Below are 12,452 nucleotides of genomic sequence, written 5' to 3'. Positions count from 1 at the left end.
ACTGGGCTTTTCTGGCCACTGGGAGCCACGACCACAGGAGCTCGTCTTGAACCCTATAGCCAGCTCCGAGGCTGGCCCCTTCATCACCGGTGACTTGAGCGGTCCCATGCAGCGCCCGTTGACCTTGGTGATCCTGGGGGCCGGAGCCCGGGGCTCCGCCTATGCGGATTTGGCAACCAAGAGGCCGGACACGGCGCGCGTCGTCGCAGTGGCCGAGCCACGGCGCCATGTCCGGGCGGCGTTCGCGGCCAAGCACCACATCGAAACGGACCTCCAGCTCACCCATTGGCGTGACCTGCTCGACCGCCCGCGACTCGCCGACGTGGCCGTCATCCTGGACTCCGGCCATGTCGAGGCCGCCTTCGCGCTGGCCGACCGGGGGTATGAGCTGCTGCTGGAGAAGCCCATGGCCACCGACGAAGCCAGCTGCCTGGCGATCGCCGAGGCCGCGCGGCGCAACGGCACCGTGCTGGCCTTGGCGCATGTGTTGCGCTACACCCCCTACACCGTGAAGCTGAAGCAGCTGCTACTGGAAGGCGCGATCGGCGACATCGTGTCCTTGCAGCACTTGGAGCCGATCGGCTACTACCACTTCGCTCACTCCTTCGTCCGCGGCAACTGGCGCCGCGAAGCCGAGTCTTCCCCGCTGCTGCTGGCCAAGTCCTGCCATGACATCGACTGGATCGCCGATCTCGTCGAGGACGAGGTGGCCCGGGTCAGCTCCTTTGGCTCGCTGAGCCACATCCGGCCTGACGCGGCGCCGGAAGGGGCCGCTGACCGTTGCGTGAGCTGCCCGTTGCAGGACACGTGGCAGTACTCGGCGACGCGGCTGTACCGGACCGGCCTGCGCGACGACGGAACCAAGCAGTACCTCACGAAGATCATGACCGCCGGGCGTCTGACCGAAGCCGCCGTGACTGCCGAGCTGACCGACGGCCCGTACGGCAGGTGCGTCTACCACAGCGACAACGACGTCCCCGACCATCAGGTCGTGAACCTGGAGTTCGACGCCGGTGTCACCGCCTCGTTCACCCTGACCGCGTTTACGCCGTTGGAGAATCGCCACACCAAGATCTTCGGCACTCGCGGTCAGCTGGCCGGCGACGGCCAGTCCATCGAGGTGTACGACTTCTTCGGCGAGACCCGGACGTCCTGTTCGATCCCGGGGGCAAGGGGACCATGAGCACGTTCCTGGCCGCGTGGGACGACGCCGCCGCGGCGATCGACGGCGAAGGGCTGGTGGCCCTGCCGACCGCCAATCATGACTTCTCCCGCCTGACCTGCGGCCCGCGCCCCGAGACATGGTCGCCCCGGCCTGCGCCTTCCAGCTCACCTGGCCCTCGCTGCCGGTCATCCACTACGGCGACGAGATCGGCATGCGCTACGTCCCGGGGCCTACCGGACAAGGAAGGCAGGCAGCTCGACATCCAGGAGCGCCAAGGTTCACGGACTCCGATGCAGTGGAGCAGGGGTCCGAACGCCGGCTTCTCGACCGCCCCGGCAGATCGTGTCTATCTCCCGATCGACCCCGATCCCGATCGGCCAACAGTTGCGAAAGCGCAGGCAGATGAGGCCTCCCTGTTGCACCAAGTGCGAAGGCTGATCAAGCTGCGCCGACAGACTCCCGCGCTGGGAAGCGACGCCCCAGGGTGGGTCCTCCACCACGACGATCCTTCGTCTACCTGCGAGGGGACAGCCACGTCGTCGTCATCAACGGCCGACAAGACCCGGCCGACGCTCTGGTAGCCGGCCTTGACTGCGCCGTACCGCTCGTGGTTCACGGCGTCGAGCGGGCCGACGGCAAGATCCGGACCCGCGGGTTCAGCTTCGGAATCTTCGAACTTCACGGGTCCTGACCACCACCTCATCTCATCCATCACCAGCAGGAGCAGCAATGAGTTCACCAATGAGTCGTCGGGGGCACCAGAGCGACTTCGGGGCGGTGTTCGCCCTGATGTTCCTGGCCACCCTGCCGATCCTGATCTTCTATCTCGTCTTCCAGAAGCATTTCGTCAAGGGGCTCACCGGAGGGGGGGCGACCAAGGGATGAGTCACGATCTGTCAGCAGGGAGTGAGGCCCTGCCCCAGGACCTCGAACGGTACGGACCGCAGTTCACCGGCGCACAGGCCAAGGGCGACGATCCGCTTCCGCCGGCCTTGCCGTGGCGGGCCGGTGTCGAGTCGTCGGCTTGGTGGCGTGCGGCCAGGTTCGGGATGTTCGTGCACTTCGGCGTATCGTCCCGGCTCGGGTTCGAGCTGAGCTGGTCGCGCGATGTGCCGCGGCCCTCCGATCTGCAGGCGATCTTCCAGCGGGAGGGTCGTCCGGCGCAGCGAGTCCCGCACCAGGTATACGACAACCTCTACCGCGAATTCGACCCGACGGGCTTCGACGCGCAGCGCTGGGTGGATGTCGCGGCGGAGGCTGGCGCTGGCTATCTGGTGCTGACCGCCAAGCACCACGACGGATTCTGCCTGTGGGATACCGACGAGACCGACTACAAGGTCACCTCAGCTGAATGCCCGCTGGGCCGCGACATCGTGGCCGAAGTTGCGCAGGCCTGCCACCGCAGCGGGATGCGCTTCGGGATCTACTACTCGCAGCGCGACTGGCATCACCCGGAGTATCTGCGGGACGGCAACGCCGAATACCAGCGCTACATGAATGCTCAGCTGCGCGAGCTGCTCACCCGATACGGGACCGTGGACGTCCTGTGGTTCGACTCCTACGGCCAGAGCGATCTGCTCGCCGATTGGAACGCGGACGAGACCATCCGCATGGCACGTGATCTCCAGCCCGGCATCCTGATCAACAACCGGCTCGCGATCATGGCCGAGTACAACGCCGGGCCGCCGCAGCTGTGGGGCGACTTCGACACCCCGGAGGGACGTATAGGCGCCTTCCAAGACGGGCGCCCCTGGGAGAGCTGTCTCACGCTGGCCGGCGAGCAGTGGGGCTACTTGCCCGATGCCGAGATGCTGTCGCTGCGCGAATGCGTCCACGCCTTGGTGCGTTGCGCCGTCGGCGACGGCAACCTGCTGTTGAACGTCGGGCCTGACGCCCTGGGCGTCATCGACGACCGGCAGGCCGCACGGATGGCCGAGATCGGCGTGTGGCTGTCCGCTTACGGCTCCACCATCCGAGGAACCCGCGGCTACCAGGTGCCAGACGTGCGTTGGGGCGGTGCGACGCGGACCCCTGAGGCGGTCTACGTCCATGTGCTCGAGCGCTTCGAACCGCAGGTGAGCATCCCGGCCTTCGACGGTTGGGACGGCACGGCCGAGGTCCTGACCGGCGGGTCGACCTCAGTGATCGAGCGTGACAGCCATTTGCTCGTCGATATCTCGGCCATTGAGCCAGACGCGATCGACACCATCATCCGGCTCGGCCGCACCAGCTAGCCAGGCCGAGGCGATCAAGGCGTGGAGCTGAACGAGGAGCACCACATCGACCAAGGAGAGGGACACCGATGACACCGCACCTGAACGAGACAGAAGGACTGGACCGCCGGCGCTTCCTCCAAGCCGTCGGGGGCGCGACTCTGGCAGGAGCCCTGGGAGGGCCCCTGCTGAACGTCCTGAACGCTGCTCCGGCTGACGCTGCGGCGTGGGGGCCGGGCAATCCGCTGTTCGACGCCAGATGGGGGACCTTCATCCAGTTCCTGCCCAACCCCGGCGACACACTGGCCACGTGGAGCGCACGGGTGGACGCCTTCGACGTGGACGCTCACGCCGCCCAGGTCGCCACAGCCAACGTCGGATTCGTGCTGCTGATGCTGCGGCAGGGCCCGGATTACACCTGCTCCCCGAATCCGTCGTGGCCTTCGAGTACCCGCGATTTGCCGAACGACCTGTACACCGCGCTGAACGCCAAAGGGATCAAGCTCGTCCTGTATCACCCCGCCGACAAGTCCCAGAGTCTGGTGATCAACGCGCTCACCGCCTACTCGCAGCGCTACGGCACAAAGGTCTCCGGTTGGTATCTCGACGGCGCGGGTGGTGCCTCACCGTCCTACCTCGACCAGCTGGCCTCGGCGGTAAAAGCGGGCAACCCCAGCACACAGATCATGTTCAACGGCGGCGGGGGCGGCCACGGCGAGACGATCTCCCAGTTCGAGGGCTACGACCTGTTGCGTTCTGTCCACACCCAGTACCCACGCGGCGGAAACGTCAACGGCGAACAGGCCGGAGTCACGTCCTACATGTCCCAGTGGTACGGGCGCGACGGCTGGGAGCCGAACTACCCCGTGCCGGAACAGAACCAGGCCGGACCTCGCTACGCCACCGCCCAGATCGTCAAGGCCGTGACAGACTACGTCGGGGCCGGCGGTCTGGTGAACCTCGACGTCCCAGTCGACCCGAACAACGGCAAGATTCTCTCGGGCTACATTCCGCAGCTCAACACCCTCGGTGCAGCGATCGCGCAGGTCACCAACCGGAACTCGCCGGCCCGCATCGACGATGTCCTGGACGATCGGGCACCGGGCACCGTTTACTCCGGCAGTTGGACGACTTACGCGGGAACACTGCCGCTGAGCAACTACGGAACCACCGAACAGCGGTCGTCCACGGCCGGGGACACGGCGACGTACACCTTCTACGGCAACGCCATCAACCTGATCGGCCGAGTGTGGAACAACATGGGCAAAGCCGACGTGGCCATCGACGGGATCTGGGACGCCACCATCGACTTCTACTCGGCCCGTGAATATTATCAGCAGGTCGTCTACAGCAGGGCCGGCCTGGCACTGGGCAACCACACCTTGACCGTCACCGTTCGCACCGACCGCAGCCCCTCTTCGACCGGCAACTTGATCGCCGTCGATGCCTTCGAACCGGCCTCGGACCGCATCGAAGGCGAGAGCATGTGTCTGTTCGGCGGCGCGAAAGCTCAAACCTCTGCCAACGCCTCTCGCGGCATGGACGTCGGGTACATGACGGCCACCGGAGCTGGCCTGGAGTACCCCAGCCCGGCCAAGGCCACCAGCTTGACCCTCTCGTATTCCACGACGTCCAGCGGCACGTTCAGCCTGTACGTCAACGGGGTGAAGAGGGCGAGCGTCCCGGTGGCCTCGACCGGCTCGTACGCCACCTACGCGACCGTCACGGTTCCGGTCTCCATCAGTGCCGGGGACACCGTCACCCTTCAGAGGGACACCAGCGATGTGTCGATCAACGTCGACTATGTCGTGGACCGTTTGGAAGGTGAGTACGGCACGCTGCTCGGTGGAGCCCGCGTCGAGGCGCACAGCGGTGCGTCCAACGGGCAGAACGTCGGCTACATGGCAAGTACCGGCGACGGCGTCTCTTTCGCCGGTGTCGACGCGACCACCCGATTGCAGATCGGCTACGCCGCAGCCGTGGCGGGCACGTTCAGCCTCTACGTAAACGGCGGCAAATATCAGGCTGTTGCGTTTCCGGCGACGGGCGGCTGGAACAGTTTCTCCACGGCCGTTGTCAAAGTGCCCATCCCGGCCGGCGCGACCGTCACCCTGCAGCACGACGCCGGCGATACGCCGATCAACGTGGACTACATCAAGGTCACGCCGTCGGTGCGGGTGGCGGCCTACGGCACACTGCTCGGCGGCGCGCAGGTGGAGTGGCACCCCAACGCCTCCCACGGCCTTAGCGTCGGCTACCTGACCGGCATCGGCGACGGGGTCAGCCTGGGGAATATGAGTGCTTCCGGCTTCCTGCAGATCGGCTACGCCGCAGCCTCGGCAGGCACGTTCAGCCTGTACGTCAACGGCGTGAAGAACCAGGCCGCCGCGTTCCCGGCGACCGGTGGCTGGGGCAGCTTCGCCACCGTCACAGTTGCGGCCGCGATCTCGGCCGGAGCGACTGTTACTTTGCAGCACGACGCGGGCGACACGCCGATCAATATCGACTTCATCGCTCAGTAGGGGAGCCGGGGCTCTTGCAAAGTCGGGTCGATCTTGCATAGTGGCTGGTCGGAGGGTGTGTGACCGAACGACCTGAAGCTCCGTTGATGCGAGTGACCTAGGAGCGTGTCCCAGTAACGGGCATCTGTCCGGGCAGTGTGATCGGCGGGACCGGGCGTGATCGCCCGGTTCTCGCCTCCGGGTGCTCGGGAGCGTCGCGTCTTGTTGGTTCGTGGCTCGGTGGGGGCAAGGTGGTCCGGTGGTATGCCCGGTTGGTCAGCCGGTCGCCGCGGCGAGAGCGGCGGTCCCGGTGTGTCGGAAGATCTTGAGGAGGTTGTGGCAGGCGGCCAGTAGCTGCCATTCGCGGCGGGCGCCATCGTGGCCCCGCAGCAGGAGCTGGCGGCCGTTCTGGCAGGTCATGATCTGACCGAAGACGGGTTCGACGATGGCCTTGCGGCGGCTGTAGGTGGCATTGCCGGGCTTGGTCCGCAGCTTTCGGGCCATGCGTCCCTTCAGCGTGGCGTCCTTGGGGACGCGTCCGCGGGGTGCAGGCGGGACCTGTTCGTCGTGGCCGAGGCGGCCGGTGGCCATGAAAGTGTCGTTGCCGCAAACCAGTTGGCGTTCCTTCGCGGCCTCAAGGTTGGTCTCGGAGCAGTACCCGGCGTCGACCAGCGCCTGCTTGGGGTGGCAGCCGGTGTTCTGTGTGGACTGCGGCGGTGATGACCTGGTGTTCTTCGTCCACGACGGCTTGGGCGTTGTATGCCGGGATGGAGGCGCCGTCGCTGTTCTTCATGATCCGCGAGTCGGAGTCGGTGAAGTTGGCCTGAGCCTTCGGCTTGGGCCCGGCCTTGGCGGCAGCCTTCTGGCCGGTGTCGGTGACAGCCTGCTCTTTGCTGGCCCGGCACGTTCCTGGCGGCGTCTGAGTGGCGACGGGCCTTGTCGGCGGCCTCGGCTTCGATCTGCGCGCGGGCGGCCTGCACCTTCGCGAGCCGCTTCTCGCGGCGGTCCAGCTCGGCGGGCAGATCGGTGTCCTTGCCGTCGGGGCCGAAGGTCTGGGGCTTCGTCGGAGCCTGGTGGGAAGCTCCGCCATTGTCTTGTCCACCCGCTCGACCGGCGCGTGCCGTGGTTTGTGCCGTTGGCGGTGGCCCCACCGGTCACGTCCAGGCCACCGGAGGCCGCGCCGCTGATTTTGCCGGGGGATGCGTGCGTCTACCGCTGGGTTGAGGCTCCGGTGCAGGTCCACAAGATGACCGGCGTCCCGGCCGAGCTCCCGCCGCCACCGGCGTCCAGGCACAGTCCTGCGGTACGCAGGCTCTGCGTCGACGGGGTGTAGATCCATTTCTGATTGGCACGGCGCCGCCGCAGTCCCAGATGGTGACGCAGATGCCGGCGGTGGTGCTGCCTCCCGGGTCTTCCATGCACGGTTCGGAGGCCGCGCTAACCAGGGGGCCAGTGTCGGGCAGGCCGCTCGAGTCCGGCGCGAGCGGACGCGGCGTTGCCTGTCACCTGAGAGTAGCTCTCCGCGGAGACCCGACACGGACACCGGGTGAACCAGGTAGGTTCCGCCGCTGACCGTGGGGACTGTGAATGTGGCTGAGCTGGTGGGGGGTACCACGACGGCGCTCTCGTCACCGCCGTCGACACTTCGACTTGCTGGGCGGGCCAGGGGTTGCCTACGGCGATGCCGCCGGTGGAACCGGCGGTGATGCCCATAGTGGTGATCGTGCCGCCGTACGCCTGCACCGATACCTTGCTGCCGCCGTGGATGAATGCGGTGCTGCTGGCGTCCCAGCCCGGCGGGAGTGCCGCGGCGATGCGCAGTACCCCGTCGTAGTCCTGGACCAGTGCTTTGCTCAGCGCGGCCGCCGTTACGCCCTGCTGCTCGACGTAGGGTTCGTTGCCGAAGAAGGTCGCCAGTCCCGAGCGCAGCGTCTGGTGCTTCTCGATGAGTGGGGTGAGGGTCGAAGCGACCTCGCCGCCCAAGCCCAGGCGCACGGCCTGCAGCGGGTCGTTGTTCCAGTCGTTGATGTCCCTGTGCGGGTGGTTGGCGTAGGTGCGCTTGGCCAGGGCGTAGCGGGCGCTGGCATCGCCGATCTGTCCATAGGGCCACACCGGTTCCAGACCGATGTTCTCGGCGTTGCGCTTGGTGGAGGCCGGGTCGTACGAGGAAGCGATGACGCCAGCGCCGGCGGAGTCGGAGGCGGCCGTGAGCAGTTGCTGCCGTGGAGCGGTGGCAGTGCGCGAAGTCGGGCTGTTCGGCGGCGGCCGTGGTGAGCTGGGCGCTCAGAGCGGCGTCCTGGCCGAGGATGATCGCGGCCTGCGCGGTGGCGGGGGAAAGCTCCTTCATCGCAGCCAGGCACCGGCTCCGGAACCTTCGTCACAAAGTCGTCCTCGAGGTGTCTACGCAGGCAGGCTCTGTGCTGGTGATGGGTCTTCATCCACCGCGGCGGACCAATTGGGTCGTGCAGGATTTCTGCAAGGCCGGTGCAGGGCTTTTGTCATGAATCCCGGACACACCTGTCTGCGGGGCGGAACCGCTCCGATGGGCAGAGGTAGATCATTCGGGGGTTCGCATGTCACCGTTGGAGGCCGGGATGTCGTCGCCTGCGCTTGAGCGGCGGGAGTGGCAGACGTTACTCGGCTGCAAGAAGATCCTCGTCGTGGTGCACACGGTTGCCTACGGCAAGCGGCTCGTGGACGTGATTGCGTTGCTGGAGTCCGACTTTCGTGTCCAGGTGAGTTTCACGGCGCCTCCTCACGTGTTCGGGGACGGGGTTGCGGCGTTCCTGGCGCGCCTGGGTGCGACGGTGATCGCGTGGGACGAGGCCATACGGAGCCGTTTCGATCTGGTGCTGGCTGCAGGTCCCCGGGGTGTGGAGTTGCTGGATGCGCCGATTGTGACTCTTCCGCATGGGGCCAATTTCCTCAAGTGCGTGATCGGGACGGCGGACGATGGTGTTGCCGGGTTGCGTCGCCGCGACGTGGCTCCCGGGGGGAAGTCTCCGGCCGCCGTGGTGCTAGCCCACAGCGACGACTTGGCCGCGCTGAAGCGCAGTTGTCCGGAGGTGGGTTCCGTGGGGCACGTGGTGGGGGATCCGGTGTTCGACCGGATGACAGCCAGCCTTTCCGGCCGGCCCGAGTATCGGCGGGCGCTGGGGGTCGCCGAGGGGGAGAAGTTGGTGGCGGTTGTCTCGACGTGGGGGCCGCAGTCGTTGTTCGCGCAGTTCGAGTGGCTGATGCCCCGGCTGGCTCGTGAGCTCCCGGGTGAGTTCAAGGTCGCGGTGCTGCTGCACCCCAACATCTGGGCGATGCACGGTGTGCGGCAGGTGCGTGCCTGGTTGGCGCGGTGCCGTCAGATGGGGATGTATGTGATCGCGCCGGAGGGGGACTGGCGCAGTGTTCTCATCTCGGCGGACTGGATCCTTGGTGATCACGGTTCGGTGACCGTGTATGGGACGCTGACGGGTGCGCCGATCGTTCTGACGGGCGCGCCGCGGCAAGAGGTTGCCCCGGGCTCTCCGGCTGCGGATCTTTCCGTGGTTGCACCGGTGTTGTCGGCGATGCACGGGGTGGTGGAGCAGTTGGAGTACGCGGCTGCGCAGTACCGGCGCGTGGACTACCAGGCGATCGCGGCGCGGATTACCTCGTATCCGGGTGAGTTCGCCGGCCGGATGCGTCATCTGATGTACCGGATTCTAGGCGTGGGGCAGCCTGCCCATCCGCCGGCCACGTTGCGGTTGCCCTTGCCGCCTGCGTTGGCTTCGTGGGGTGCGGCTTGGGATGGGGTGTCGGCGTGATGGGGTGGATGATCGTTGAGGTTCGCCCGCTGAATGCGCCTGGCCTGCCACCTGTGCTGCGGGCGTCGCTGTTTGTGCGATCGCAGCGGTGTCAGGTCTCGGCTTACCCGAGCGGTGTGCGCGGTTGGGGTGAGGTCGTCGATGAGCATTTCGCGGTGGACGTCGACCAGTGCCGCCGGGAGCGGTTGCTGCAGTGTGCGGATGTGCTCTACGGGAACCGACCCCGGTCGTGGGATGAGGCTGTCGGGTGGCTGGGCCAGGTCACGGCGGAGTTTGAGGCATGCCGGGTGGTTGCGACCCCCGTGAGCGGGGGCTGGTGGGCGGCCCAATGCGGCACGGGTGGTCCGCCAGTTGGTATTGCGGCGGGGCCGGAGGACGTGGCGGTGGTCTCCTGCGTTCACGGCTGGATTACGTCGGGTGGTTTGCTGGACGAACTGGCACTGGATACATGTCCGCCGGTGCGAGGGGGACGCCCCGAATTCATCAGGGCGGCGGGTCCTCCTGGCCTTCCTCCAGTGTGGGGTTGAGCCTGCGGGCATCGCGGGGGCTGGTGACCGCGTAGCAGGCGATGGCGGCCGCGCGGAAGCGGGAGGCGTCGGCTGTGTCGCCGTGCGCCTGGGCGCTGTCGGCGAGCATTTCCAGGGTACGTGCCTGCCAGTGCGTCGCGCCGGAGGCGGTGAACGCGCTCAGGGCCGCTTCCATGGTGGCGCGACCCTGCCGGTAGCGGCCCTGCAAGGCTTGCGCGCTGCCGAGGAAGGCCAGGGCGCGGGTGGCGTCGTGCGGGTCGTTGGCCCGCACGAGTGCTTGGTGGGCTTGTTCGAATTGGGCTTCGGCCTGGTGCGGTTGGTGCTGGGCAAGGGCGATCTCGCCCAGCACGATGCGGGAGAGTGCGATGCCGCGGGGGTAGTGGCATCGCTGCCAGATGTCGATGGCCTGCAAAAGAAACCCGGCGGCCTGGGCGAGATCCCCGGTCTGCTGGTAGCAGGTGCCCAGGCCGTGGAGGGCTTGCCCTTCGTCGCGTGCGTCGCCGGCGTCCCGGGCAGCTTGGAGGGACCGGGCGTACCATCGTGCAGCTTCGGCGGGCTGTCCGGCGGCGACAAGACCGATGGCGCCGGAGTTGAGCATCTGTCGCTGCGCTGAAGGTTGTGCGATGTGTTCGGCGCTGCGCAGTCCGATGGTGTGGGCGGTGATCCACAGGTCGTAGTGGCGAAGTCGCAGGAAAAGTGGCCACATGGCGTCGACGAGTTGCCAGGCCGTGTCGTGCCAGGAGTTGTCAGCGGCGCACCGCAGCACGGCCATCAGGTCTTCGCGCCGTTCGTCCAGCCACCGCAGCGCACTGGTGTCGTCGTCGAACGGCAGCGGCAGATCCGGGGGGTAGGCGTAGGTGCGGTCCAGGGTGTATTGGACTGGGGTGATGCGTTGTTGGGCTGCGGTGGCGGTGTGCAGATGCCAGTCGCACATCCTGCGGAGGGCCTCCTGGCGTGAGGCGGGCGGGTCGTCGCTGTCGGCGCGTGCGCGGGCGTGGACGCGCACGAGATCATGGAACCGTACGGTGGTCGGCCCTGCCTCCTCCAGCAGGTTGGCGTCCCGCAGCTCGTCCAGGTATTGCTGCGCCCATGGCAGGGGACGGGCGCAGACCGCCGCGGCGCGGTGGGTGTCGAAGACCCGAAGCGGGAGCAGGCCGAGTGTGCGGTAGAGGGTCTTGGCCGGGTCGGACAGGACGTCGTAGGAGGCGTTGAGGGCGTGGCTCACCGTGGTCTCGCCTTCGATGTCGAGTGCGGTCAGGCGGCGGGAGTCGTCGGCCAGCGCGCGGGCCAGGGTCTGCAGGGGCTGGGCCGGTCGGGCGGCGAGCCGGGCGGAGGCGAGCGCGACTGCCAGCGGTAGGCCTGCGCAGAGGGTCACGATTTCGTTGGCCGAACTGCGCTGTGCGGAGATCCGGTCGCGTCCAATGGCATGGGCCAGGAGGGCGATGCTGTCGTCACTGTCGAGGGGCTGCACTTGGTGGAAGCGGCCTCCGTCCATGACGAGGCCGGTGAGGGAGCGGCGGCTGGTGATGACCACCAGACTTGACGGGTCGCCGGGAAGCATCGGGCGCACTTGCGCTGCGGTGAAGGCGTTGTCGAGCATCAGGGTGACTTTCCGCCCGGCGGCGTAGGTGCGCCACATCGCTGTTTGCTCGGCTCGGTCCACGGGCACGGTGGTGGCGCCCAGGCCGCGCAGGAAGTGGCCTAGTGCTTCGGAGGGCAGGGCGGGCCCGTCGGGTGTGTGCCCGCGTAAGTCGGCGTACAGGTGCCCGCCGGGGAAGCGGGAGCCGAGCCCGCGCAGCCACTTGGACACCAGGCTGGTCTTCCCCACACCTGCGGGGCCGGTGACGACGATCAGCGGCTGCGCTGACTGGTTCTCGGCGGCCTGCGTCAGCAGCGCATCCAATGCGGCTAAATCCTGGGTGCGGTTGACGAACGAGGACGGCACCGCGAGCAGTTGGCGTGGAGGCGGCAGGGCAGATGGTGGGGGAGCGGTGTGGAGATGGACGCCGCCGTGAACGTCGCGGGCCTGGATGGTCGGGCCGTGCAACTGCGCAGCACCGGAAATGATGTTGTCATGGCGCCGGTCTGATTCCGCCACTCTTCCGCCCCCAGTCGGTGGTTTTCGCTCGCGAACCCCTTTCGTCCTACCCCAGAGCTGGCGGTTGGGATGTGTCGCGGCGTCGACCGATGGTGTGACGTGCCTCATTTTGAGCCAGCCTCAGGAGGAGCTCTGGCAAGGAGGCTGAAAG

At 67.3% G+C, this 12,452-nt stretch carries 7 protein-coding genes and 2 pseudogenes; 5 read left to right on the top strand and 4 right to left on the bottom strand.

The genetic code is table 11. The features are described from left to right. Positions 1 to 46 precede the first annotated feature (46 nt). From AB0M29_RS31195 to AB0M29_RS31180, 4 genes and pseudogenes are all read left to right on the top strand, one after another. On the top strand, positions 47 to 1,183 hold the full coding sequence (locus AB0M29_RS31195; RefSeq protein ID WP_365388721.1) for a Gfo/Idh/MocA family oxidoreductase: 1,137 nt from the start codon (positions 47 to 49) through the stop codon (positions 1,181 to 1,183). Positions 1,184 to 1,921: 738 nt separating this feature from the next. Next, positions 1,922 to 2,050 (top strand): annotated as a pseudogene (locus AB0M29_RS31190) (carbohydrate ABC transporter permease); the annotation flags it as partial. Further along, positions 2,047 to 3,399: an alpha-L-fucosidase gene (locus AB0M29_RS31185; RefSeq protein ID WP_365388718.1), complete on the top strand. Its 1,353-nt coding sequence runs from the start codon at positions 2,047 to 2,049 to the stop codon at positions 3,397 to 3,399. The pseudogene AB0M29_RS31190 and the gene AB0M29_RS31185, both read left to right, overlap by 4 nt. Before the next feature lie 68 nt (positions 3,400 to 3,467). After that, on the top strand, positions 3,468 to 5,900 hold the full coding sequence (locus AB0M29_RS31180) for a carbohydrate-binding protein (protein WP_365388715.1): 2,433 nt from the start codon (positions 3,468 to 3,470) through the stop codon (positions 5,898 to 5,900). A gap of 255 nt (positions 5,901 to 6,155) precedes the next feature. Here AB0M29_RS31180 and AB0M29_RS31175 read toward each other — a convergent pair. From AB0M29_RS31175 to AB0M29_RS31165, 3 genes and pseudogenes are all read right to left on the bottom strand, one after another. Beyond that, positions 6,156 to 6,928 (bottom strand): annotated as a pseudogene (locus AB0M29_RS31175) (transposase); the annotation flags it as partial. A gap of 160 nt (positions 6,929 to 7,088) precedes the next feature. After that, the gene (locus tag AB0M29_RS31170) at positions 7,089 to 7,301 is read right to left on the bottom strand and encodes a ricin-type beta-trefoil lectin domain protein (RefSeq protein WP_365388713.1); all 213 of its coding nucleotides are present in this window, start codon (positions 7,299 to 7,301) and stop codon (positions 7,089 to 7,091) included. Positions 7,302 to 7,316: 15 nt separating this feature from the next. Then, the gene (locus AB0M29_RS31165; protein WP_365388711.1) at positions 7,317 to 7,991 is read right to left on the bottom strand and encodes a hypothetical protein; all 675 of its coding nucleotides are present in this window, start codon (positions 7,989 to 7,991) and stop codon (positions 7,317 to 7,319) included. Between the two features lie 482 nt (positions 7,992 to 8,473). Here AB0M29_RS31165 and AB0M29_RS31160 point away from each other — a divergent pair, with 482 nt between their 5' ends. Continuing rightward, positions 8,474 to 9,676, top strand: a complete 1,203-nt coding sequence (locus AB0M29_RS31160; RefSeq protein ID WP_365388709.1) for a hypothetical protein — start codon at positions 8,474 to 8,476, stop codon at positions 9,674 to 9,676. A 483-nt stretch (positions 9,677 to 10,159) separates the two neighbouring features. On the opposite strand, the gene AB0M29_RS31155 is transcribed toward AB0M29_RS31160, so the two are convergent. Continuing rightward, entirely contained in the window at positions 10,160 to 12,250 is a 2,091-nt protein-coding gene (locus tag AB0M29_RS31155) for a tetratricopeptide repeat protein (protein ID WP_365388708.1), read from the bottom strand. Between the last annotated feature and the right edge of the window lie 202 nt (positions 12,251 to 12,452).

The sequence above is a fragment of the Streptomyces sp. NPDC051976 genome, from assembly GCF_040680795.1.
Taxonomy (GTDB): Bacteria; Actinomycetota; Actinomycetes; order Streptomycetales; family Streptomycetaceae; genus Actinacidiphila.
This window is presented reverse-complemented; position numbering and strand designations above follow the sequence as displayed.